The organism is Paenalcaligenes niemegkensis (assembly GCF_022230885.1).
In the GTDB taxonomy this organism is placed as follows: domain Bacteria; phylum Pseudomonadota; class Gammaproteobacteria; order Burkholderiales; family Burkholderiaceae_B; genus Paenalcaligenes; species Paenalcaligenes niemegkensis.
The window spans coordinates 1381993-1406353 of record NZ_JAKGCT010000004.1 but is presented as its reverse complement, the minus strand read 5'-3'; the positions used below and the strand labels follow the sequence as shown (position 1 = coordinate 1406353).

General features: G+C 52.9%; 19 protein-coding genes and 4 pseudogenes. 10 read left to right on the top strand and 13 right to left on the bottom strand.

Translation table 11 applies throughout. The features are described from left to right. The first annotated feature begins 13 nt into the window (after positions 1–13). Both L1889_RS18440 and L1889_RS10775 read left to right on the top strand, forming a co-directional pair. Positions 14–598 (top strand): gamma-glutamyltransferase, encoded by a 585-nt coding sequence (locus tag L1889_RS18440; protein ID WP_257793894.1) that lies wholly within the window; start codon positions 14–16, stop codon positions 596–598. Between the two features lie 2 nt (positions 599–600). Further along, positions 601–1770, top strand: coding sequence for a gamma-glutamyltransferase family protein (locus L1889_RS10775; RefSeq protein WP_257793893.1), 1170 nt, complete (start codon positions 601–603; stop codon positions 1768–1770). 59 nt (positions 1771–1829) lie between these two features. Here the strand turns inward: L1889_RS10775 and purU are convergent. The 4 genes and pseudogenes from purU to L1889_RS10755 form a co-directional block, all read right to left on the bottom strand. Next, positions 1830–2683: pseudogene (gene purU, locus L1889_RS10770) on the bottom strand (formyltetrahydrofolate deformylase). 31 nt (positions 2684–2714) lie between these two features. Continuing rightward, the gene (locus tag L1889_RS10765; RefSeq protein WP_238665120.1) at positions 2715–3254 is read right to left on the bottom strand and encodes a flavin reductase family protein; all 540 of its coding nucleotides are present in this window, start codon (positions 3252–3254) and stop codon (positions 2715–2717) included. 21 nt (positions 3255–3275) lie between these two features. Continuing rightward, positions 3276–3910 (bottom strand): annotated as a pseudogene (gene pdxH, locus L1889_RS10760) (pyridoxamine 5'-phosphate oxidase). 5 nt (positions 3911–3915) lie between these two features. Continuing rightward, positions 3916–4617 (bottom strand): gamma-glutamylcyclotransferase, encoded by a 702-nt coding sequence (locus L1889_RS10755; RefSeq protein WP_372871469.1) that lies wholly within the window; start codon positions 4615–4617, stop codon positions 3916–3918. A gap of 198 nt (positions 4618–4815) precedes the next feature. Here L1889_RS10755 and L1889_RS10750 point away from each other — a divergent pair, with 198 nt between their 5' ends. Beyond that, on the top strand, positions 4816–5643 hold the full coding sequence (locus tag L1889_RS10750) for a tRNA threonylcarbamoyladenosine dehydratase (protein ID WP_238665119.1): 828 nt from the start codon (positions 4816–4818) through the stop codon (positions 5641–5643). A gap of 39 nt (positions 5644–5682) precedes the next feature. Here the strand turns inward: L1889_RS10750 and L1889_RS10745 are convergent, their stop codons facing one another. The 4 genes from L1889_RS10745 to L1889_RS19370 are packed head-to-tail and all read right to left on the bottom strand — an operon-like array spanning position 5683 to position 13098. Then, on the bottom strand, positions 5683–6381 hold the full coding sequence (locus L1889_RS10745; RefSeq protein WP_238665118.1) for an aminotransferase class IV: 699 nt from the start codon (positions 6379–6381) through the stop codon (positions 5683–5685). Then, positions 6333–7454 carry an aminodeoxychorismate synthase component I gene (gene pabB, locus L1889_RS10740; protein ID WP_238665117.1) on the bottom strand — a complete coding sequence of 374 codons (1122 nt, stop codon included), beginning with the start codon at positions 7452–7454 and terminating at the stop codon, positions 6333–6335. Before pabB ends, L1889_RS10745 begins: the two co-directional genes overlap by 49 nt. Then, complete coding sequence (gene uvrA, locus L1889_RS10735; protein ID WP_444329672.1) at positions 7454–12694, bottom strand: excinuclease ABC subunit UvrA; 5241 nt, start codon at positions 12692–12694, stop codon at positions 7454–7456. Before uvrA ends, pabB begins: the two co-directional genes overlap by 1 nt. Then, complete coding sequence (locus L1889_RS19370) at positions 12673–13098, bottom strand: hypothetical protein (RefSeq protein WP_444329662.1); 426 nt, start codon at positions 13096–13098, stop codon at positions 12673–12675. The genes uvrA and L1889_RS19370 overlap by 22 nt, the downstream gene beginning before the upstream one ends. 154 nt (positions 13099–13252) lie before the next feature. Between L1889_RS19370 and L1889_RS18435 the strand changes: the two genes are divergently transcribed. Together L1889_RS18435 and L1889_RS10730 are read left to right on the top strand one after the other, a co-directional pair. Beyond that, positions 13253–13381, top strand: coding sequence for a hypothetical protein (locus L1889_RS18435; RefSeq protein ID WP_257793892.1), 129 nt, complete (start codon positions 13253–13255; stop codon positions 13379–13381). 198 nt (positions 13382–13579) lie between these two features. Next, the gene (locus tag L1889_RS10730) at positions 13580–14527 is read left to right on the top strand and encodes a glycosyltransferase family 2 protein (RefSeq protein WP_238665116.1); all 948 of its coding nucleotides are present in this window, start codon (positions 13580–13582) and stop codon (positions 14525–14527) included. A gap of 3 nt (positions 14528–14530) precedes the next feature. Here L1889_RS10730 and L1889_RS10725 read toward each other — a convergent pair whose 3' ends face one another. Beyond that, positions 14531–15025, bottom strand: a complete 495-nt coding sequence (locus L1889_RS10725) for a hypothetical protein (protein ID WP_238665115.1) — start codon at positions 15023–15025, stop codon at positions 14531–14533. Between the two features lie 182 nt (positions 15026–15207). Between L1889_RS10725 and ettA the strand changes: the two genes are divergently transcribed. The 3 genes and pseudogenes from ettA to L1889_RS10710 all read left to right on the top strand — a co-directional run bounded on the left by ettA (position 15208) and on the right by L1889_RS10710 (position 17774). Next, positions 15208–16881, top strand: a complete 1674-nt coding sequence (ettA, locus tag L1889_RS10720; RefSeq protein WP_238665114.1) for an energy-dependent translational throttle protein EttA — start codon at positions 15208–15210, stop codon at positions 16879–16881. A 12-nt stretch (positions 16882–16893) separates the two neighbouring features. Beyond that, positions 16894–17430, top strand: coding sequence for an isochorismatase family protein (locus L1889_RS10715; protein ID WP_238665113.1), 537 nt, complete (start codon positions 16894–16896; stop codon positions 17428–17430). 117 nt (positions 17431–17547) lie between these two features. Beyond that, positions 17548–17774, top strand: a pseudogene (locus L1889_RS10710) (YMGG-like glycine zipper-containing protein). Between the two features lie 207 nt (positions 17775–17981). Here the strand turns inward: L1889_RS10710 and minE are convergent. From minE to L1889_RS10690, 4 genes are all read right to left on the bottom strand, one after another. Then, the gene (gene minE, locus L1889_RS10705) at positions 17982–18254 is read right to left on the bottom strand and encodes a cell division topological specificity factor MinE (RefSeq protein ID WP_238665112.1); all 273 of its coding nucleotides are present in this window, start codon (positions 18252–18254) and stop codon (positions 17982–17984) included. A gap of 1 nt (position 18255) precedes the next feature. Continuing rightward, positions 18256–19071, bottom strand: a complete 816-nt coding sequence (gene minD, locus L1889_RS10700) for a septum site-determining protein MinD (protein WP_238665111.1) — start codon at positions 19069–19071, stop codon at positions 18256–18258. A gap of 199 nt (positions 19072–19270) precedes the next feature. After that, positions 19271–20047: a septum site-determining protein MinC gene (gene minC / locus L1889_RS10695; RefSeq protein WP_238665110.1), complete on the bottom strand. Its 777-nt coding sequence runs from the start codon at positions 20045–20047 to the stop codon at positions 19271–19273. A 49-nt stretch (positions 20048–20096) separates the two neighbouring features. Continuing rightward, a complete protein-coding gene (locus L1889_RS10690) occupies positions 20097–21854 on the bottom strand; it encodes a glutamine--tRNA ligase/YqeY domain fusion protein (protein ID WP_238665916.1) in 1758 nt (585 codons plus the stop codon). 178 nt (positions 21855–22032) lie between these two features. Between L1889_RS10690 and L1889_RS10685 the strand changes: the two are divergent. Further along, positions 22033–23307 (top strand): annotated as a pseudogene (locus L1889_RS10685) (cytochrome ubiquinol oxidase subunit I); the annotation flags it as partial. After that, a complete protein-coding gene (locus L1889_RS10680) occupies positions 23304–24353 on the top strand; it encodes a cytochrome d ubiquinol oxidase subunit II (RefSeq protein WP_238665108.1) in 1050 nt (349 codons plus the stop codon). The pseudogene L1889_RS10685 and the gene L1889_RS10680, both read left to right, overlap by 4 nt. The last annotated feature ends 8 nt before the right edge of the window (positions 24354–24361 follow it).

The window sequence follows — 24361 nt, the reverse complement described above, 5'->3', positions numbered from 1 at the left end:
AGGAAATGCTCAAATGGAAAAAATAATGTTTAGAGCCGCAGTGCTATGTGGTCTGGTGACGCTGGTAGCAGGCTGCACGCCGCTCGCGCCGAGTGTGGATCATCAGCATGTTAATCCTGAAGCCGCCACCGGTTATGAGCAACGCGATAAAGTGGTTGCCGAAAAAGCGATGGTCGCCAGTGCCAACCCATTAGCTACCCAGGCTGGTTACGAGATTCTGGCCAAGGGAGGCAATGCGGTTGATGCATCCATAGCCATGCAGTTGGTGCTGGGTTTAGTTGAGCCTCAGTCGTCTGGTATCGGGGGTGGGGGCTTTATTTTGGCTTTTAATCCTGAACAAGGTCTGGACGCGATTGATGGCCGTGAGGCTGCACCAGCACGTGTAGATGCTTCGCTATTCATAAACGATGCGAAGCAGCCCATGGCTTTTAGCGATGCGGTAAACAGTGGTCGATCAGTAGGCGTGCCCGGTTTGGTGGCGGCAATGGCTGAAGCACATCGCCGCCAGGGAAAACTGACGTGGTCAGAGCTCTTTGAGCCTGCTATTAGCCTAGCTACAGAGGGCTTTGAGGTGTCCCCCGTTTGCACGAACTATTAAGCATGGATACAGAGCTGCCAAAACAAGAGGCAGCCCTACAGTATTTTTATGATGCCCATCAGCAAGCCTGGCCAATAGGGCATCGTTTGCGTAATCCTCAACTGGCACGGGTATATCAAAAAATTGCAGCAGAGGGGCCCGCGGCTTTCTACGAAGGCGATGTTGCATCAGCCATGGTTTCAGCCGTGCAGGGACATCAGCTTCCGGGCCAGTTGTCACTGTCTGACCTACAGGCTTATAAAGCCGTCGTGCGCGACTCGCTTTGCACCGACTTTCGGGCTTATGTAATGTGCGGAATGGGGCCACCCAGTTCGGGCTCATTGGCAGTGATGCAAATTTTGAGTCTGCTGGAGCACACTCCGATTGCTGAGTATGAACCCACATCGGCGGCGGCCATACATTATTTCGCCGAAGCCGGACGCCTTGCTTTTGCGGATCGGGATGCCTATGTGGCGGACCCGTCGGCAATGACCGTATCTCCAGCCTGGTTATTGGACTCCGACTACATTAAACAGCGTGCCAGCCTGATTCAGCCCCAGCAGAGTATGGGCAAGGCCCAGCCCGGGCAGCCGATACAAGTCTTGACGCGCAGTTATGTCGAACCCGCTCTGGAAATCCCTTCTACGACTCATCTGGTAGCAGCCGATGAGTATGGCGGCGTAGTGTCGATGACCACTTCGATAGAATCTGTGTTTGGTAGCAAGATTTTTACCGAGGGGTTTCTGCTTAACAATCAGCTGACTGATTTTTCGTTCACGAGCGAATCTCCGGAGGGCAAACCGATTCGCAATCAGGTGGCCGCCAATAAGCGACCACGTAGCTCGATGGCTCCCATGATGGTTTTTCAAAATGAAAAGCCGGTGATTGCTGTGGGTTCGCCAGGAGGGAGTGCCATCATCTTGTATGTTGCAAAGGCTTTGATGGGGGTAATGGAATGGGATCTGGATATTCAGCAAGCCATTAATCTGCCTAATTACGGCAGCCGCAATCAGGCAACGGAGCTAGAGCAGGATCAGGGTCTGGAGCGCCAGGCTGATGCTTTGCGAGCTATAGGACATGAAGTGAAGTTCGTGTCCTTTCCCAGTGGCATACAGGGGATAGAACGTAATCGGCAAGGGCAGTGGGTAGGGGGCGCTGATCCACGCAGGGAAGGCGCTGTAATGGGCTACTAGAAGGCCCATTAAAAGAAAGCTCGTTGTTCTTGGCCCTGATAGATATCAGGGCCATTTTTTTAGCGGAAAACGACGGTGCGCTGGCCGTTCAGCAGAATACGATGTTGCACATGAGCCGCGACGGCCCGCGACAACACTAGCGACTCTACATCGCTACCCACCTGGGTAAGCCGGAGGGGCTCATTGAATGGCTGACATGCTCGATGTCCTGCTCGATGATGGGGCCTTCATCCAGGTCTTCCGTTACATAGTGTGCCGTCGCGCCAATGATTTTTACGCCTCGGGCATGGGCCTGATGATAAGGGCGCGCGCCTTTGAAACTGGGTAAAAAACTATGATGGATATTGATAGCCCGACCCGATAAAGCACGGCAAAGCTCTGGAGACAGAATTTGCATATAACGGGCGAGAACGACCAGATCAATATTTAAATTGTCGACGAACTGAAGAATTTCTTTTTCTTGTTCTGCTTTGCTCTCTGGCGTAACAGGCAAATGGTGAAAAGGTACGTTATACGAGGCGGACAAAGCGGCGTGATCAGTATGGTTCGAAATGACACCAGCGATTTCCACGGGCAGTTGACCGCTGTGGGTGCGAAATAGCAAATCATTTAGACAATGGCCCTGACGGCTAACCAGGATAAGAATGCGGGCCTTACGATCTGCGTCGTAAATGTGGGCATCCATATTGAATTTAGTGGCAACCGGTTCAAAGTGCTGGTTCAGGGTTTTAACGTCGCTTCCGTTGGGGATAGTAAAGTGAACGCGAAGGAAAAAACGCTCTGTTTCGGCATCGCCAAACTGTTGCGCTTCGACAATATTCCCTTTCTGCTCCAGTAGCCATTCGGTTACTGCATGCACGATCCCGGTTCGATCAGGACAGGAAAGGGTCAAAATGTAGTCAGTCATTTTTATTGAGTGCTTAAGGAATGCAATGGGAAGGGCTCTATGCCTTTGCAGCGTCCCAGGGCTGATTCACGGGAGTGAGCTCGAAGTCACCAGCGTGATAGATCAAGGGCTGCTCGAAATTTCGAAAGCAGTGCTCGACCTTGCCGACAAAAATAAAGTGATCGCCGGCTTCGTGTTGCGTGATGTTCGTGCATTCAAACCAGGCAGCAAATTGATGGTCGTCGATCATTAGCGTGCCATTTGGGGCACGGCTAAGAGTCTTGCCCTCAAAGCGATGGCTTTGAGGGCCCCATGCGAAGCGCTTTGCCATTTCAAGTTGCTTAGCGCCCAGCACATGTATGACGTAACGCTCTGCCTCGCGATAGTGAGGCAGCGAGGATGCTTTTTTCGCCAATGACCATAAGATCAGCGGAGGTTCTAATGACACCGAATTAAAAGAACTGACGGTAAGGCCCAGAGGCTGGGGGTCTGAGTTCGAACTTTCGGTGGTGATGATTGTGACGCCCGTAGCAAATCGCCCTAGGGCAGACCTAAAGTACGGAATATCAAAGCTGGGAACAGAAGCAATATCAGGCATAGAGGCAAACACACTACCACATCAGGGCGCTAAGCGCGATATGGCCCATCCATTTTGTGCATTTTGAGCGAAGGCAAAACGATCATGCAGTCTGGAGGTTCGTCCTTGCCAGAACTCGATATAGACGGGCTTTAATATGTAACCACCCCAAAAATCAGGGCGGGGCGGGTTCGAGCCCAGCTGTTGGTGCAGCTTGATAGAGTTAGCTTCCAGTTCAGCACGATCAATGACAGCGCTTTGCGGGGAAGCAATGGCATTGATACGGGATTCGAGGGGGCGGCTTGAAAAATACAGGTCAGATTGTTCAGCGCTTAGCTTTTGCACCTGGCCTTCGAAACGCACCTGGCGTTGCATGGTAGGCCAAAAAACTGTAGGCAAGCTCGGGGATTTTGCGCCAGTTCTTGTCCTTTACGGGATTGATAGTTGGTGTAGAACTGCAGCCCATGATCGCTTTCGTAACCTTTTAGCAGCACAATGCGCGAGGTAGGCTGACCTTGCTCGTTAACCGTGGAAAGTGTCATGGCGGTGGGTTCGGGCGCACCTTCGCTCATAGCTTCATTTAGCCAGAGATGAAACTGAAGGCGAGGATCAGCTTGAAGAGCGTCTTCCCCCAAAGAAAATTTAGCGTATTCGTTACGGTAATCGGAGAGGCTCATGGTAGTCACACAGCACAAAGAGGAAAGGAGCCAATAGAACGGCTCTCGAGAGCATCTACCAGGCTTTGTAAACGTTTGTCCTGAATTTCTGAACGCTTGAGCGCTTCTGCTGTTTCAAGTACGTACTCTATGCAAGGGCCATTGATACCATGCGCTGCATTGATGACGTCGATTAGCTGTTCAAGCGGCATACGCGGTACATACGCGTCAGTGTTGCGATTCATGACAAATGTCAGGGCCTGAATATTACCTGTATTTGTTCTGCAGGGTAACCAGCGTGGTGTATAGGCTCCACTGGGCATTTCCCGCCGCCATAAGGCATCAAAGACGTCAGGTACCTGATGCCCGGCAATACGAAAAGCCATGCCTCTGCATGAGCCGCCTGCGTCAAGGCCAAAGACCAGGCCAGGCTGCTCGGGTGTGCCGCGGTTAATTCGAGACCACAGGCAGAGCGAGCGGTGGTAGCCTCGTAGTAATGCCTGTCGCTGCTCGAGATAGTCGAATTCGGGACGCCATATTAGCGAGCCATAGCCGTAAACCCAGACGTCTTGACCTGGGTTCCAGTGAGTTAAACACTCGTGCATCGAGCGATCACGCTCGGCATCGCTCAGAACGCGAAAGCTGGTGGGTTCAGGGGCAGGTTGGATAGAGGCGGCTAAAGACGAGTTCACTGTATCAAATAAATGCTTAAGAGGTTCCGTTGACAAAATACGCTGCTCCATTGTAGAACAAGCGTCCTGAATGGGCGAAAAAACCACTCGGAAACAAGCAAGTATTTAGGTATAAGCTTATTGCTCTCAGCGTAATAACAACGGCTGAGAAGCTGGTTGCGGTTATATGGCCGGCTTCTCTCTGAACCGCCGATTTACAATAGGGTTCGCTCGTACATTTTTAAGGTTAATGCGGTGTCAGAACAAGAAATCGGCAGTGCTCAGCGACGTTTTGGTGGGTTGGAACGTTTATATGGTCCGGGGTGTGTGGCGTATTTTGCGTCCAAACACGTGATGGTCGCCGGAATAGGCGGGGTGGGTAGTTGGTGCGTTGAGGCTTTGGCCCGTACGGGGGTGGGCCGTATAAGCCTGATCGACATGGACCATGTGGCTGAATCGAATATTAATCGCCAGTTGCCCGCGCTGAGCAGTACTTTGGGCAAGGCCAAATGCTTGGCTATGGCAGAACGCATTGCGGACATCAACCCTTTGTGCCGGGTCGAGATCATCGACGATTTTATTGGTCCTGATAATGTGGGTATCTGCTTGCAAAGCTTGCCGGATGTACTGGTCGACTGTACTGACCAGGTTTCAGCAAAGATCGCCATGCTGACGCAGGCCAAGAGCCTGAAAATCAAGGTGATTGTATGTGGGGCAGCAGGCGGCAAGCTGGATGCTCTAGCCTTGCGTAGCGGAGACTTGTCACAAAGTACCCACGATGCACTGTTGGCCAGGCTGCGTAATCAGCTGCGTAAAGCGCATGGCTACGCTAAGCCTAAGGCAGGCGCTAAAAAGCCTCGTGTACCAAAAATGGGAGTGAGTTGCTTGTGGATCGAACAGCCTGCTTTACTGCCCGCAGAATGGCAGCAAGACGGTAATCAGAACCAGACGCTCCAGGGCCTGTCGTGTGCGGGCTACGGATCCGCGGTTACGGTCACGGCGCCAATGGGATTTGCCGCCGCTCAGCTAGCTATTCAGCATCTGCTTAGTCAGCAGCCCCAGCCTGGGCCGGATATATCTTAACTCGTGGTTTCAGGATGGCCTGAGCCAGCCTGGATGTATTTATTGAGTTAGCTCAGTGTCGGTAAGCAGCGTTGCGTCTAACCATCCGCGTAAGGCATTGGAGACGCGGATCTTTGGCGCAGCCAAAAACTCCGCCCGGCTGATTGTGGCGACATTTACTTGGCCACTGGCCAGAAGCTGGGCGCGTTTCACACCTGCCAGCAATCCACAGCCTACCGGCGGGGTAAGCCACTGTCCGTTTTGCTGAATGTAGAGATTGCTGCGACTGCCTTCGCAGAGCTCGTCCAGCTCATTAAAAAACACCACATCAAAGAGTGTCGGCTGCTGTTTCAGGTTTTGTTCCGCTGATTCATACCAGCTTCGGTTGCTGGTCTTGTGGCCCAGCCATGGACTCTGTTTTAAGGGCGCGGGGTTTATTGTTAGCGAGACAGGCTCTGCTGTGGGGGCGAGTTCACTATGTTCAAAAGACAGGCAGCCTGTTGCGGATAAGGTCAGGCGCAACCTGAAAGTGGCCTGCTGCAAGGCAGCCAGTTGTGCCTGAATAGCAGCAGTAACAGCGTTTGGGTCGCAGGGATAGCCAAGCGCCTTTGCAGACGTCTGCAGGCGCTGCAAGTGAAAGGGCAGCAAGGCGATGTCCCCACCGCTGTCTACCCGCATGGTTTCTATTAAAAGTGGGGTATCCCGGTTTTTCATGCTTTGCCCTGTCGGATCTCTGAACCCAGAATTCGCGCTTTCCATAGACATTCCTGCCATTCTTGCGCTGCATCAGAATCATAGACAATACCGCCTCCAACGCCAAATTTGCCGTGTTGCTGATCCTGAAACTCAAGCGTACGAATCGCGACGTTCAAGTTGAGATCGCCATTCGGGGCAATCCACCCGATACTGCCGCAATAAATGCCCCGATCGCGCTGCTCCAGTTCTTTTATGGCTTGCATGGCTGCCAGTTTCGGGGCTCCGGTGATGGAGCCACAGGGAAACAAGGCAAGCAACAGCTGTTTCAAGGTGGTTTCGGGGCGTTGCCGGGCACTGATTGTTGAGGTCATTGTCCATACCGACGGGTATTGTTCAAGCTCAAGCAATGTCTCTACCTTAACGCTGCCAGGGGAAGCGACCTGGCTCAGGTCGTTGCGTAATAAGTCGACGATCATTACGTTTTCAGCACAATCTTTGGCGCTGCTTTTCAGGGCTGCGCCTGAAGCAGCATCAAGATCTGGATCAGTAAAACGCGGGCGGGTGCCTTTCATGGGCCGAACAGTAAGCGTCGAACCCTTACGTTTTACGAAAAGCTCAGGAGAAAACGAGGCGACGGTGCGCTCGCCATCGACGACAAAAGCAGCGTGAGGGCTGGGATGCTGACTGGCAATTTTTCTATAGATCTGTTCCGGCGAAGCATCACTGTGCACATCAATGGAAACGGTGTAATTGATTTGGTAATATTCGCCTTCGCAGATATTGTGACGAATGCGCTGGATAGCGTCTGTGTAATGATTGTTGCTGGCAGCCGTGCTGCACTTCAGAACGACAGGCACATCAGGTGCCTGCCAGACCGGGCATTGTTCTGCCTGTTCAAAGAACAGTGCCGTGATTAACGGCTGGCCTGAAGCAGACCGTTCTTTATCGTTATCAAGCAGGGCTTCGCCCAACTCATAGTTCAACAACAGCGCCACCCACCAGCCTTTAGTCTGGGCATGAGCAATAGCAGAAAAAACCGAGTCTATTCCCCGTTTCTCATGCGCGGCGGCCCGACCAACAGGTCTGCGAAACTCCAGTGCGTGGTTCGATACGCGATTTTCAAAACGGCAATACATTAGCGAGGGTGCAGAAATTCTTTTAAGGCGTGGCCTGTATGGGAGGAGGGCGTATTTTGCACCGCATCGGGGTTTCCTTCAACAACCAGGCGACCCCCGCCCGAACCGCCCTCAGGCCCTAAATCGACAATCCAGTCCGCTTCGGCGATTACATCCAGATTGTGCTCAATAACAACCACCGTATTGCCCGCGTCGGTTAATCGATGCAATACACGCAGCAGCTTTTCTACGTCGGCTATTGCCAGTCCAACGGTGGGTTCGTCAAGCACGTACAAGGTGTGTGGGGTGCGGCTTGCGCGTCCGCTGCGAATGACCCCTTCGTCGAGACGGGCCTTGCTCAGTTCGGTGACCAATTTGACGCGCTGTGCCTCGCCGCCCGAGAGGGTGGGTGAGGGTTGCCCCAATGTAAGATAGCCCAAGCCTACGTCCTGCATTAACTTAAGCGGACGTAAAATTCGGGAATTAGACGCAAAGTACTCTACGGCTTCGTCTACCTCCATACTCAGCACTTCGCCGGCGTTTTTAGATTGCCAGCGCACGCTTAGGGTGTCATCGTTAAAGCGTTGGCCACCGCAGGCTTCGCAAGGTACTTTTACATCTGGCAAAAAGCTCATCTCGAGGGTCAGCATGCCTTGGCCACCGCATTCTGCGCAGCGGCCTTCACCGGTGTTGAATGAAAACCTGGAGGCGTTCCAGCCGCGCATGCGTGCGTCTCTGGTGTCGGCAAATAGCTTGCGTACGTCATTCCAGAAACCAATGTAGGTGGCTGGGCAAGAGCGCGGGGTTTTACCGATGGGGGTCTGGTCGACCTCAAGCACGCGATCCAGGGGCTCCCAGCCGGTGATCGCAGCGCAGCCCGTCCAGGGACCATCACTACGGGAACTCAAACTGCGGTGCAGGTTGTCGAGCAAGACCTCACGGGCAAAGGTTGATTTTCCCGAACCGGAAACACCGGTCACGACGCTTAGACGCCCTATGGGGATATGGGCTGTGACGTTTTGCAGATTATGCATATGGGCGCCAACCACTGTCAGCATGGGGGTATCTGCGTCAATGGGGCGGCGATCCTGCATGGGGTGCTTGATGGGCTCTCGCAGATAGCGGCCTGTCAATGAATTCGGGTTATCCATCAGTTCAGTGACAGTGCCCTCGGCAACGACGGTACCGCCTCGGGTTCCTGCGCCGGGGCCCATGTCGATGACGTGTTTGGCCTGACGGATGGTGTCTTCATCGTGTTCAACGACGACCAGTGTATTTCCATTGGCTTCAAGGCGCTGTATGGCATTGAGCAAAATTCGGTTGTCCCGGGGATGCAGGCCTATAGTGGGTTCGTCCAGCACATAGCAGACCCCCTGCAAATTGGAACCCAGCTGGGCAGCCAGGCGTATGCGCTGTGCTTCGCCACCGGATAGGGTGGGCGCAGCACGATCCAGGGCCAGGTAGCTCAGGCCCACCTCTTCCATGAAGTCCAGACGGTTACGAATTTCGCCAAGTATATCCCTGGCAATGTCAGCTTCGCGTCCTTGACTGCTCAGCCCACTGAAGAAAACGCTGGCCTCGGAGACGGGCATGCCGGCAAGGGTAGCAATAGAAAAATCTCGCCATTTAAAAGCAAGGGAGACCGGGTTGAGTCGTTGACCGCAGCAAGCGCTACACACTACCTCTTCGTCTTCGTAGTTGGTGGTCCAGCCGCTTTCTTCACCTGTTTGCTCGCTGTCGAAGCCCTTGAGCTGCAAGCCGGTACCGAAGCATTGCTCGCACCATCCATGTTTTGAGTTGTAGGAAAACATGCGCGGGTCAGGCTCGGGGAAGCTGGTTCCGCAGCAGGGGCAGGCACGTTTGGTTGAAAGCTGTAGCCGCACAGGGGCGGGATTCAGGCCGCTGTTTCGCCTGTCCTCGACGGTGCCACTGTTGAGATTGCTGAGTTGAGTCAGAAGTACCAGTGTGCCCTTCCCGTGTTCCAGAGCACTGGCAACAGCCTGACGCAATGCCTGTTCGTGCCGTGGGTCAACCAACAAGTCGGCGACGGGCAGTTCGATGGTGTGCTCTTGGTAGCGGTCCAGTCGAGGCCATGGGCTTACCGGAATGAACTCGCCGTCTACGCGCAAATGTGTATGCCCACGGGCACCAGCCCAGGTAGCAAGATCGGTATAGTAGCCTTTGCGCGAGCTGACCAGAGGGGCGAGCAGCCCGATGTGCTGACCGCGGTTCTGGCTCATGATCTGGGCAACGATCTGGTCGACTGACTGCGGTTCTACCGGTACATCGCAGGTAGGGCACATCTGCGTAGCCAGCTTGACATACAGCAGGCGCAAGAAGTGGTGAATCTCGGTCATGGTGGCAACGGTGGATTTGCGTCCGCCACGGCTGGTGCGCTGCTCGATGGCCACAGTAGGGGGAATGCCGTAGATAGCGTCCACATCGGGCTGCCCTGCGGGCTGCACGATAGATCTGGCATAAGCGTTCAACGATTCCAGGTAGCGCCGCTGCCCTTCGTTAAACAAGATGTCAAACGCCAGGGTGGATTTTCCTGAGCCAGACACACCGGTAATGACGGTAAAAGTGTCACGGGGAATAGCTACGGTGATGCCCTTTAAATTATGCTCTTTGGCGTTGACGATCGTGATGTTGTTGTCGGTATGATAGTGGTTCTCGGGCTCGGCCAGCACAGGAAGCTCGGCTGCCGCAAAGTCGACCACTACCGTTGATGCATACTCTTTCAAGGCCTGGCCGGTATGTGAACGGCTGCAAGACATGACGTCATCCGGAGTCCCCGTAACGACTACCTCACCGCCATTACGTCCCCCTTCGGGGCCTAAGTCGATAACCCAGTCTGAGGCAAGAACCATGTCCAGATTGTGTTCGATGACCAGCAGCGAATGACCTGCTGCCAAAAGTTTGCGGAAGGCCAGCATCAGCGTGGCAATGTCATCAAAGTGCAATCCCGTTGTGGGCTCATCAAACAGGAACAGGCTTCCTTTTTTGGCGACTTGTACCCGCGATAGCCGGCTTCTGGAGGCCTCCGCCAGGTGGCCTGCCAATTTCAGGCGCTGTGCCTCGCCGCCAGATAGCGTGGGTACGGGCTGGCCCAATTTCAAGTAGTCCAGGCCTACGTCTAAAAGCGGGGCCAGACCAACCTGTACGTCGCGCAATCCAGCGAAAAAATCGGAGGCTTCGCGCACAGTCATGTTCAGCACATCGGCAATGGAGGCACTTGCGCCCAGGTGCTCTACCTTGACTTCCAGCACTTCAGGTCTGAAGCGTGTGCCATCACAATCCGGGCAGCGCAAATAGACATCCGAGAGAAACTGCATCTCGATGTGTTCAAAGCCGGTGCCGCCGCAGGTAGGGCAGCGGCCTTCACCGCTGTTGAAGCTGAAGGTGCCTGGCTTGTAGTCGCGTTCCAGAGCCAGGGGCGCGCGAGAAAATAATTTACGGATCGCGTCAAAGGCGCCCACATAACTGGCCGGATTCGAGCGGGCCGTTTTTCCGATAGGGCTTTGGTCGACCATGACGACGTCGGCGATTTGCTCGGCTCCGAGCAGGGCCCCGTGCGGCCCCGGGGCTTCGGTGGCCAAACCTTGAAACTTACGCAAGGCCGGGTACAGCACATCTTGAACCAGGGTGGATTTTCCGGAGCCGGAAACACCAGTAATGCACACCAAACGTCCCAACGGGATAGAGATCGAGATGTCTTTTAAATTATTAGCGCATACATTTTCAAGCAGAAGCCTGGGGGTATGCTCAAGAACGGGCATGGGTCTTGGAGCACTAATGCGCTTACGGCCACTTAGGTAGTCGCCGGTAAGTGTGTTGGCTTCGCGTAGCTGCGTGGGCTGGCCATCGAAGAGGATTTGTCCGCCACGTTCGCCAGGGCCTGGACCTATGTCCAGAATTCGATCGGCGGCAATCATGACTTGCGGATCGTGTTCCACTACGACCAGGGTATTACCATTGCGCCGCAGACGATGCATGATTTCGACAATGCGATGCATGTCGCGAGGATGCAAACCGATAGAGGGTTCGTCGAGCACAAAAAGAGTATTGACCAGTGAGGTGCCCAAGGCCGTTGTCAGATTGATGCGTTGGACTTCGCCGCCGGACAACGTTCGGCTTTGGCGGTCTAATGACAAATAACCCAGGCCCACATCGGAGAGAAACTGCAGCCTTGACAGCACTTCGGTGCGCAGCAGATCGGATGCCGCATCAAATTGCCGCCCCAATTGCAACTGCTTGAAAAATGCCTGAACCTGGTCAATAGGCATACGCATCAAATCATGAATATGCAGCCCGGGTAATGCATTTAATTGCGCTTGCGTCCAAGAGGCATGCACTGGCATGAATCGTTCGTAGGGGCCATCCTGGTCATGGGTTTGATTGCCAACTCGCCATAACAAGGCATCGGGCTTTAAGCGTGAACTATTGCAGGCGGGGCAAGGCGTGTAGCTTCGATATTTGGAAAGCATCACCCTGACGTGCATACGGTAGCTACGGCTTTCCAGCCACTCAAAGAAGCGTGCGATGCCATACCACTGGGTATTCCAGGCATTGCGACCGCCTTTCCAGTCGTCGGCACCATAGATGACCCAGTGTTTTTCGGCCTCGCTCAGATCGCTCCATGCAGCCCCCAGGCGGACGCCAGCGGCTGGCGCGTACTTCTGCATTTCAGTCTGGCATTCTTTGTAGCTTGCCGTTTGCCAAGGCCGTATCGCACCTTCAAGCAGGCTTTTGCTTTGGTCGGGGACGACCAGACCGTAATCGATGCCCATGACGCGACCGAAGCCCCTGCAGCTTTCGCATGCCCCCAAGGGTGAGTTGAAGGAAAATGTACTGGGCAAAGGCCGGCTGTAGTCAATGTCGCAATGTGCGCAGTGCAGTCTGTTGTTATAGGTCCATTGCCGTTCTGGCGACTCAGCGTTTTCCGAGGCAAACACAATGATTTGGCCATTGCCCTGGTTAAGCGCTGCATCAATGGCTTCCATGATCCGCTGGGATTCTGTGCTGGCCAGGCGGAAGCGATCTTGAATCACATGCAGTACACGTTGCTGCACCTTCCTGGTTTTCTTGCCTTCCTGCACCTCGATGGTCTTTGAGCTTTCGTGGTGAATCCGGGTGTAGCCTTGCTGATCAAGAAAGCCTTCGACCTCGCTTTGGCTAAAGTTCAGGGGCACAGGAACGGCAAAGGTAATGATCAGGCGTGGATTGTCAGCTGCACATTTCAGGCTGAGATCAGCGGCGATGCTTTGCGCGCTGTCAGGCTTGACCTCTTGAGCGCAACAACGGCAAAAAGCTTGCCCATACGGGCATACAGCAGCTTTAAATAATCGTTAAGCTCGGTCATGGTGCCTACCGAACTGCGAGAGTTTCGCACCGGATTGACCTGATCAATGGCAATTGCAGGCAAAATACCTTCGATGCGATCAACTTGTGGTTTATCCATTCTGTCGAGAAACTGCCTGGCATACGGCGAAAAGGTCTCAACGTAGCGACGCTGTCCTTCTGCATAGAGAGTATCGAAGGCCAGTGAACTTTTTCCCGAGCCTGAAACCCCCGTCAAGACGGTTAATTCACCGGTCTTAAACTCAACGTCGATATTTTTTAGATTGTTCTGGCGGGCGCCAAAAATTCGGATATGGGAGCTCATGTTGCAGGGAAAGCGACAGTAATGATGAGTAAAAGCACAATAATGTACTGAGTTTTTGTATCTTAGCGCGGATTACGGTAGAATTTTGGATTGTCTTTTATGGTAGCCTCAATTACGTGGGCTGCCAGCCCAAACGTTGAATCCGGAGAACACCATGGCAGAAATCAAACGCACACGCCGCAACACGCTAGAGCGTCGTTGCTTGGGCAAAGCCTTCAAACGTCTTTACGTGCGTTCGCCTAAAAGCGTTTTCAAAATGCTTGAGAAAGTAAAACGCGCCTAAGTACTCTGCATTTCATATCTATCGTGGTCAAGTGGTCCCGCTAAGATGTGTTACGCACTGTAAGTAAAGAAAAAGAAACCACAGATGTTTAATCTGTGGTTTTTTTCGCCTATGCTGTGGAAAAGAAAAGGCTGCGATAATCGAGTGGAGCTGTTCCACCCCGCTGAAACTAGCTGTTTTACTGTAGGTGCAACGTCTATGACAACTCAGGCCGAGCCACGCCACTCTTGGCAGTATCAGTTTACGGTTCTTACACCGTCTTATAACCGGGCACACACCTTAGAGCGTGCATATCAGTCACTGTGCAAACAAAGCTTTCAGGACTTCGAATGGATCATTATCGACGACGGCTCCGTAGACAGCACTAAAGAACGTGTAAACGGTTGGCAGCAAGAGGCCAGTTTTCCCATCGTTTATCAGTGGCAGGAAAATCAGCATAAAAAGACAGCCTTCAATCATGGCGTGCGTCTGGCGCAGGGCGAACTGGTGGTGGCGCTCGATAGCGATGACACCCTGGAGCCGAATGCGCTTGAGCAAATGGCAGCCGCATGGCGTGATATTCCGCTTCCACAGCGGCATAATTATGTGGCGGTGATTGGTTTGTGCCAGCGGCCGGATGGCCATGTGGTTGGGGATATGTACCCGTATGACCAGTTCGATGCCAGCTCGCTGGATTTAAACTTTAAGCACTCGATAAAGGGCGAAAAATTTGGCTGCCTTAGTACGGCCGTATTGCGAAAATTTCCGTTTCCAGAGCATATTGATGGCTACGTGCCTGAAAGCATAGTATGGCGCGCCATAGCCCGGGCTGGCTATTTGACGCGTTTTGTCAATCAGGTGTACCGGGTGTATTACGACAGTTCGGACTCATTGTCCGAGCAGGGGCGCAGTACACGGCAGCATGCACTGGGCCTGTGGTTACTGGCTCAGGATACGGTGGTTAACTGTCTGCCGTGGTTCAGGTATAGACCTAAGGCGTTCTTGATGGCTGCGGCCCGCTATACACGATTCTGGCTGCACATGCGCGATATGGGCGTATCGCCGCCCCAGGGGTACGAGCTTCGTGGTTTGGCTGCCTGGCTGCTTGTCATTGCAATGTGGCCGGCTGGCGTGGTGCTGTACCTTCGTGATCGTGCCCGTTCGTAGGGCTTAATGAATCGAGCCAGGTTTAAAATCAGTCGGGATTTGCACAGGTTCGTATTTGTCAACGTCGGCTTCATCATCATCTGCCAGAACATCTGAGTCAATCTGAAAGGGCAGGATGTCTTCAAGGCTATCGCTCCAGGCAACATCGTCCCCTTGATCATCCAGCTTGATGTAGCGTATATTTTCGGTGTCGGATAGTTGTATGGCCCACAGATATTGGCACGAATAGCTTTCATTGACACCAATGTTCAAACCGCCCTGGCTTCCAAGCAGTCGGGCTTTTGCCCCACCTATTTGTACTACTGTGATGGTGGTGTCGTCGTCATTCACGTCTAGCGGGATTGCGAAAATGACCCACTCGAAGCCGGTTTCGCTGGCATCAACGACTTCAGCCAGCACCGGTTTTCCCAAGTACGCACTTAGGGCGTCAGCCGTACGGGCTAAAGTATCAAGCTCATCATCGGTAAATACGAATGGTGACTTTGGGGTCTGAGACATAATCTGATCAATAACAAAAATTAAAGTTCTTCCATTTTAACCAGTGTCGCGGATATATTGCGACCACTCTGGCTGCAGGTTGGCGCTTTGACAAACTAAAGCCTTGGCAGCCCCTTAAGCATAAGCCTTTGACCTACAATCGGGGCTTCGCAATTACGCCTTTTTATCTTGCTCGAGTATTTATGGCTCAATACGTTTACACAATGAATAGGGTGGGCAAAATTGTTCCACCCAAGCGTCAGATTTTGCGTGATATTTCGCTATCTTTTTTCCCCGGTGCAAAAATTGGTGTGCTGGGTTTAAATGGCTCCGGAAAGTCCACACTGCTGAAGATCATGGCTGGTGTCGATACCGAGATTGAAGGTGAAGCCATCCCGATGCCTGGCATCAATATTGGTTATTTGCCTCAAGAGCCTCAGCTGAACCCAGATCATACGGTGCGACAAGAGGTCGAGGTCGGCCTGGGTGACGTGTTCACGGCTAAGCAGCGACTGGATCAGGTCTACATGGAGTACGCCGAGCCTGATGCAGACTTCGACGCGCTGGCAACCGAACAGGCTGAACTTGAGGCTATTATTGCCGCAGCTGCCTCCAGCGGAGCCGATGACATCGCTACCCAAATGGAAATCGCCGCTGATGCGCTGCGTCTTCCACCCTGGGATGCTGTTATTGCTAACTTATCGGGTGGTGAGAAGCGTCGAGTGGCCTTGTGTCAGTTATTGCTGGCCAAGCCGGACATGTTGCTGCTTGACGAGCCAACTAACCATCTGGACGCGGAAAGCGTGCACTGGCTAGAGCAGTTTCTCAGCAAGTTTCCCGGCACGGTTGTTGCGGTAACGCATGATCGTTATTTCCTGGATAACGCCGCCGAGTGGATACTTGAGCTTGACCGGGGCCACGGCATACCCTGGAAAGGCAACTACAGCTCGTGGCTGGAACAAAAAGACGACAGGCTTCAGCAAGAAGAATCTTCCGAGTCTGCTCGCCAGCGTACCATCAAGAAAGAGCTCGAGTGGGTGCGGCAAAACCCCAAAGGCAGACAGGCTAAATCAAAAGCACGTATAAATCGCTTTGAAGAGCTGTCTTCGCACGAATACCAAAAGCGTAACGAAACTCAAGAGATCTTTATTCCCGTCGCCGAGCGTCTGGGTAATGAAGTCATTGAGTTTAATAATGTCAGCAAAGCGTTTGGCGACCGTCTTCTTATTGATGACCTTAGCTTTAAAGTACCACCAGGCGCTATTGTCGGGATTATCGGCCCTAACGGTGCAGGTAAGTCCACGCTTTTTCGTATGATCGCAGGGCAAGAGCAACCCGATTCCGGTTCGGTAGAGATTGGTCAAACAGTCAATCTGGCGTACGTCGATCAGTCACGCGATTCGTTGCCTAACGATAAAACCGTGTTTGAAACCATTGCCGATGGCTCGGATATTCTCACTGTAGGCCGTTTCGAGATGCCTTCGCGTGCCTACGTGGGCCGCTTCAACTTTCGGGGCTCAGATCAGAATAAAATAGTCGGCGAGCTATCAGGCGGTGAGCGAGGCCGGCTGCATTTGGCCAAAACGCTGATTTCGGGCGGCAACGTATTATTGCTTGATGAACCCTCCAACGATCTTGATGTCGAGACATTACGCGCGCTGGAAGATGCCTTGCTTGAGTTCGCGGGTTGTGTCATGGTGATCAGTCACGATCGTTGGTTCCTGGACCGTATTGCTACGCATATACTGGCTTTTGAAGGCGATTCACACGTTGAGTTCTTCGACGGCAACTACCAGGAATATGAAGACGATAAGCGTCGCCGTCTGGGTGAAGAGGCAGCGAAGCCACGTCGTATTCGTTATAAGGCACTTAAATAAAAGGATATCGTTATGGCGTTGTTAACGGCACATCAAAGCGTGGTTCTGGTTATCGATTTGCAAGAGAAGTTGTTGCCTGCTATTGACGGTCACGAAGCCTTGTTGCAGCGGACGCAACGTTTCATAACGGGGGTCAGAGAGTGCTCGGTGCCTGTCATAGCCACCGAGCATTGGCCCGACAAGATGGGTTCCACACATCCGGCCCTGCAGAGCCTGATTGATACCACCGTTGCCAAACAGCATTTTGATGCCACCCGAGAGCAGGCGGTGCTTGATTCCTTGCCAAGCGAACGCCATCAGGTGTTGCTAATCGGCGCCGAAGCCCATATCTGCGTGTTACAAACCGGTTTGAGCCTGGCTCAGGCCGGCTACACACCCATACTGGTGGTGGATGTCATCGGATCGAGGCTCGAGTCTAGCCGTCAGGCAGCGATAGACCGCTGGCGCCACCATGGCCTCGAAATCGTGAATACCGAGATGGCATTGTTCGAATGGTTGGAAACTCCTGCTAACCCCGCTTTCAAGAAAATATTGCCGCTGCTTAAGTAAGGCTCTACTTACAAATGTTTCGTTGACTCACACCTTGGAAGAACTAGTGCTGTGTGTATGGCCTCGTCTCCGTTAAGCTATAGCTATTAACTCGCTATATTTGAAGGAGAGCGTTTCATGAACATTCAAAAATTTACCAAAGTCGGCGTTACGATTGCTTTAGTTGCTGCTATGGCAGGTTGCTCATCGTGGGATAGCATGAGTTCTCGCCAGAAAAGCACCACTGCTGGCGCCGGCCTAGGGGTGTGGCGGGTGCAGTGGTAAGCGGTGGTGGTGTGCTCGGTACGGTTGGTGGAGCTGCCATTGGTGGCGTTATTGGCGACCAGATTGGCAAGAACCGCTAAGCCCAGATGTCTCGCGGCTCGGTCCGTTTTGCCATCTGATCGTTAGCAGCTCCTTATTAAGCCTCTTTTTTAAAGAGGCTTTTTTAATGCTGCAGCTGTTTGTTGATTCAGATGCTCAGACAAGAAAAAAGGCAGATACCGTGATGGAATCTGCCCTTATAATGCTTGCGGGCGCTGGACTTAGCCTACCACCGTCATCTGGCGATCTTACTTTGTAGTCTCGCCATCAGGCTGAGGCATTTCAATTTTTACCTCCAGCACTTCCAAGGAGTCCTGACGTTCAAGGTTCACCTTGATATCGTCCGGATTGATGCTCACGTAGCGAGAAATAACTTCGATCAGTTCTTTCTGCAAACGTGGCAAATAGTCTGGTGTTACCCCGCCATGGCCGCGTTCGTTAATCAAAATCAACTGTAGACGATCTTTGGCAACCGTCGCAGACGTCTTCTTGTTACCGAGCAGAAATGATAGGAAAGACATATTACTTTCCTCCGAAAATACGCTTGAACAGACCGGGTTTTGCGTAGTCAACAAAGCGTAGGGGTTTCTCTTCGCCTAAATAACGATCGACGACGTCCAGGTAGGCAGCGGAAACATCCGTATCTCGGATGTGAATGACAGGTAAACCTTGGTTAGAGGCTTGCAACACTACATCGGACTCGGGGATCACGCCGATTAGCTTGATGCGCAAGATGTCTTCAACGTCTTGCAGCGAGAGCATTTCGCCATCGGCGACGCGTTTAGCGCTGTAGCGGGTAAGCAGCAGATATTCTTTAATTGGAGTATCGCTTTTTTCGGCACGTTGCGACTTTGCCGACAAGATGCCCAAGATGCGGTCGGAATCACGTACCGATGACACTTCAGGGTTGGTGACGACCAAGGCGTCATCGGCAAAATACGAGGCCATCAGCGCGCCGGTCTCGATACCAGCGGGAGAGTCGCATACGATGAACTCAAAATCCATGGCTTTGAGATCTTCAAGGACTTTCCCGACTTCTTCTTTGGTTAATGCATCTTTGTCACGTGTTTGCGAAGCAGGCAGAATAAATAGATTTTCCAGCTGTTTATCGCGTATTAACGCTTGGTTTAAACTGGCCTCGCCCTGGATGACATTCACAAAGTCATAGACGACACGGCGTTCGCAACCCATGATCAGATCAAGGTTGCGCAGACCGACGTCGAAGTCGATTACTGCTGTTTTATGGCCCCGCATGGCAAGTCCAGCAGCAAAACTGGCACTGGTGGTGGTTTTACCCACGCCTCCTTTGCCTGATGTCACCACTACAATTCGCGTCATGACAAATTTATCCCTATAGTTTTATCGTTCGGTTATACAGCTTGCTGTGCCCGTGATACGTGGTGGCCGCTGCAAAAAATTGCGTATTACTCTCTATTTTAACGAATATATAGGCCTTTACTGTACCAAAGCACGCATTTCTGCGTTTTTATGCACAGGGCAGTGTACCTATCTGGAAAAATGCGCTTGTTAAAAAGAGTTAAGAAAGTGGTCGAATACTCAGATTGTCGTCTTCAAGCTGTATCACTGTGGCTTTTTTGTGCAGATCTGTGTCCAGCGTTTCTTCGATGACACGATAAACCCCGGCAATGGCAATCAGTTCAGGATCAAGCTCGGTAGTAAAAATTCGGGCAGTCGTGTCTCCACGAGCCCCGGCCATGGCTTTACCACGCAAAGGCCCGTACACGTGAATGTTGCCATCGGCTATGACTTCAGCACCTTGGCCAACTACGCCAATAATGACCAAATCGGTGTCGCGGGCGTATATGCGCTGGCCCGAACGTAGTTGCCGGTTTACCACCATGGCTGCGGGTGCCACCTTGGTGACGACTTCCGGACTGGGAAGCTCGCTATCAGGCGCCTTCACTTCGGCGGGTGAAGCGAGAGTCGGTACATCCGCTTCAGACACGCTGGGGCTGGCGGGCCGGGCGGGCGCATTGGAAATATCAACCTCCGCCAGGCCACTGCTCAGGGCTGACTGCAGTAATTCGCCCTCAGCCACTACGCCAACAGCATTAAGCTTATGCGTGTTTAACGCGCTAAGCAGGGCAACCCAGTCTACCGGAGCGGAAATGAGGCTGGCGTCAATGACCACCGCCTCATTTTCGAAGAAGGAGCCGGCATCTTTCATGCGTTGAGTCAGGGCCGCCAGTAGCTCTGCAGTGTCATTGCTATGTAAAACCAAGCGCACTGTATAGAGCGTAGCGCTTTTGAAGTCTAAGGCTTGTGGGCCTTTACGCGTGCTAGATTCGTTCACGTTAATATTTTTTATAAAAGAATTGCGGAGCGTGAGGCCCCGCCAGTTATTAGACCCAGGTGTCGCGAAGGGTAGTGCTGCGATTTAACACCGGCTTTTCAGGGGTGGACTCGATGCGGTCAGCAACGAAGTATCCAAGGCGCTCGAATTGCCAGTGGGCACCGGCTTCTGCGACCAGCCCGGGTTCAACCCAGCCTTGCACTACGCTGAGCGAGTTCGGATTAATCAGAGTTAGAAAATCCTTATCGCCTACATCTGGATGTGCGTCAGTAAAGAGGCGGTCATACAAGCGAATCTCCGCTGCTACAGCGTGCTGTGCACTGATCCACGTGATGTTGCCCTTGACCTTCACTGAATCGGCGCCTGGCGTGCCGCTCTTGGTGTCCGGGAGGTATTCGGCATGAACTTCCACTACGTTTCCGTCGGAGTCTTTTACGAAGCCTGTGCACTTCACCACGTAACCATACTTGAGACGGACCAGATTATCGGGGAAAAGACGGAAGTAGCGCTTCACGGGAGTTTCCCGGAAGTCGTCTCGTTCTATCCAGAGCTCACGCGAAAACGGAAACTCGCGGCGTCCGGCGTCAGGGTCGTGCGGATTGATCGGTGCCGAACAAGTCTCGCTTTGCCCTTCAGGGTAATTGGTGATGATCAGTTTGATAGGATCAAGCACGGCGACACTGCGGGCTGCCTTGGGATCAAGGTCGTCACGCAGTGCTTGTTCAAGAATACTGTAGTCGATGCGCGAGTCGGCTTTGGATACGCCAATTCGTTCGCAGAACAGACGGATAGACTCGGCCGTATAGCCGCGACGGCGTAAACCTGCCAGCGTCGGTAAACGGGGGTCGTCCCAGCCGTGTACGTGATTTTCCAGCACCAACTGGCGCAGCTTGCGTTTGCTGGTGACAACATAGCTTAAGTAGAGGCGTGCAAACTCGTATTGCTGGGGCAAAGGATCGCTAAAGAAACCCAGATCTCGCAGGTGCTCGAGAATCCAGTTGTAATACGGACGCTGATCTTCGAATTCGAGAGTACAAATACTGTGGGTGATGCCCTCAAGAGCATCTTCCACGGGATGAGCCCAGCTGTACATAGGGTAAATGCACCAGGCGTCGCCTGTACGGTGATGCGTTGCATGGCGGATGCGATACATTACAGGGTCGCGCATATTGATGTTTGGCGATGCCATATCAATTTTCGCGCGCAAGGCCATGCTGCCATCAGGGTGAGCGCCGTCACGCATTTCACCCAATAAGCGTAGCGATTCGGCAGCGGGGCGGTCGCGCCAGGGCGAATCAGTGCCCGGCGATGTCAGAGATCCGCGGTTCTCGCGCATTTGCTCGGCTGTCTGTTCATCTACGTAGGCCAGATCTGCCGAGATTAAGGCCTCGGCAAACTCGTACATAAAGGCAAAGTAATCGCTGGCAAAATACAGATTATCCTCTTCTTGGTATTTCCAGTCGAAACCAAGCCAATGCACCATGTCGATAATGGCGTCTACGTATTCCTGTTCTTCTTTCTCGGGGTTGGTGTCGTCGAAACGCAGATGGCATGCCCCGTTGTAATCACGAGCCAGTCCGAAGTTCAGGCAGATGCTTTTGGCATGACCGATGTGGAGGTAGCCATTGGGTTCTGGAGGAAAGCGGGTTCGAATGCTTGCTGTGTCAATGCTGCCCGTTTTTTGTACGGCAGCAGGCCCCGGCTTGCCAGCCCAACGTTTAGTGGCATGACGTTGAGCCTTTAGGTCTTGGTCGATGATAGTGCGTAGAAAATTCGAGACAGGAGCCGTGTTGGATTCAGTGGTCATACGTAATAATACAAATAAAAAAATCGGGCGAATAGTCCATTTTGCCATGTTCTGCTTTTAGTAACTGCTTTTATAGGCATAAATAACGAACAAGCTCTAAACTAGCGCTCATTATGACGTATTCTGCCCTCTGGTTATCACAGCTACAGTTCTTCGGTAGTTTAAGCTTCATGCTGATTTTTTCGCCATGGAGCTTGGCCTGTCGTGGCTGCTGCTGCTCTATCGAGTCCGCGCCCTGTCCGGTACCCATTCTGTGTGGGTATCGGCCTATCGGTTCTGGGTCCGGGTCTTTGCTTTAGCCTTTATTCTTAGCTTTGCATCCAGCTTGCCGGTTCTGATCCAGCTAGGCAGTTTATGGCCATCGCTGATCGCTAAGATCGGTGAGGTCTCTGGCCCTATCCTGGCGGTCGGAATGCTTAGTGCTTTTGTGTTCAAGTCGTGCTTCCTGGGCGCCATGTTATTTGGCTACAGAAGCATGCCAGCCTGGCTGCATACCAGTGTGGTGCTGCTTGTTGCGGTGGGTAACACGCTTACGGCCGCCTGTTTTGTGGCGCTGCTCTCGTGGATGCATGTTCCACACGGCGCTGAGCTTGTTGATGGTTCGTATGCAGTCCATCGCTGGCTGGATGTGATTTTTAACCCCGCTTTCGTCTGGTATTTTTGCCAGCTTTTGTTGGCGAGCCTGATCGTCTCGTCCTGCTTCGTGGTAGGCGTGACGGCAGCCAAGGCGCTGCGGCGGCCTTCCGATGAAAGCGAGCGCCGTGTTTTTCGGCTGGCTCTGTGGGTGTTGCTATTAAGTACGTTCTCCTTAGGAGCGGTGGCCATCGGTAATGGTTTGATGGTTGCTCAGTACCAGCCTATCAAGGCAGCGGCAGCAGCGGGTTATTGGATCTCCGGTGATCCGGCGAGCCTTGTGTGGTTTGCCATTCCATTTAGTCCGGACTTGAGTAATTTGTTTTCTCTGAGCTGGAGCGGTGCGGGGGGCATGTGGCTCTCGCAAGATAGCGATGGTCAGCTTATTGGTCTGGACCAGGCTTCAGGCATGTTGCCGCCGGTAATACTGACGTTCTTTGCATTTCGTATTGCGGTGCTGGCAGGCTTGGTTCTGTTGGTGAGCAGTGCGGTCAGTCTATGGAAGGTGTCTTCGCAGCACTATGATGCCTCAGCGCTTTCGATGCGCTGGCGTCGCTATCTGGCCTGGCAATCATGTGCCGGGGGCGTGCTGTTGACAGCGGGTTTGGCCTATCAGTTATTTGGTGCCTTGCCTTATGTTGTGGCCCATACCATTACCATCAGCGAAGTGTTTGCCAATAATTCAGTCAATCAGGTAGTGGCTGGCGTGGTGGCCTATTCAGTCGTTTATACCTTTTGTCTGGCAGGCTTCTTTTTGCTGGTAAGGTACGCCGCGAGATACGGTGTGGTACCCGTTGCGCGTAGAAGGGGACGAGCATGATTGATGCTTTAGCTAACGCCGTCGGCTTAGGTGTCTACGACCCTCAGTTTTGGATGCCACTGCTGTTCCTGGGCTTTTTCTTTTTGGTTATTGTTGCCGGAACCGTGCTGGATGGCTTCGATATAGGCGTAGGGTGCCTATCGCTGATTGCTCCTGATTTGTTACGGCCCCGAATGCTTTCCTTGCTCAGCCCGTGGAGGGATGCCAATGAGTATTGGCTGTTCTTGGGTATGGGCCTTTTTATTACTGCTTTTCCCAAAGCATGGGGCCCGGTCATGGGCAGCCTTTACTTACCTTTGTGTGGCCTGGCTCTCGGCGTTATGCTGCGCTCGGTCAGCTTCGAGATGCGCTTGCGTGCGCCAGCCGAGCTGCAGGCTAAGTGGCAGATGGCTTTTGGCGTAGGGTCCTTAATCACTGCTTTCGTACATGGCTTGTTGCTGGCGAAGGTGGTGGTCAGTTTCAGCCAAGGAGCGGGCTATTTCTGGTTCGGTATCTTCATGGGCTTCTGTGCGGTTGCCGCGTATGTGCTTTTAGGAGCAAGCTGGCTGATCATGCGCGAAGCTGGTGAACTTCGTGCCCGTGCGGTGCGGTGGGGTAGCTTGGCAGTGCGATGGTTTGCGGCAGGGGCCATCGGAGCCTCGGTGGTATTGGCATTAGCTAACGCCGGCGTGCTGCTCAAATGGAGCGAAGGCATTAACCGCATGGTAGTGTTGGCGTTGTGGGGAATGCTGCTGCTTTGTTTTGTTTCCATCGAAATGTGTCTGCAGCGCATGATCAACAGTAGTTATAGAACGACCGCGCTACCATTTTTATTGACCTTATTGGTCTTCTTGGCCGTCTTGCTAGGGTTGGCCTTTAGTTTTTTCCCGTTTTTAGTGCTTGATGAAATTACTATTTGGGACGCAGCCGCCTCGGTGACTGTCTTACGCATTATTCTGGCGGCAGCGGTGGTCGCTATTCCTATACTGTTTGTTTTTAATATCTGGGTTTATTGGGGCATGTTTGGGTTGTCGAGACCACCGGTACCGCCTGACTATAAAAGGTAGTTTATCCG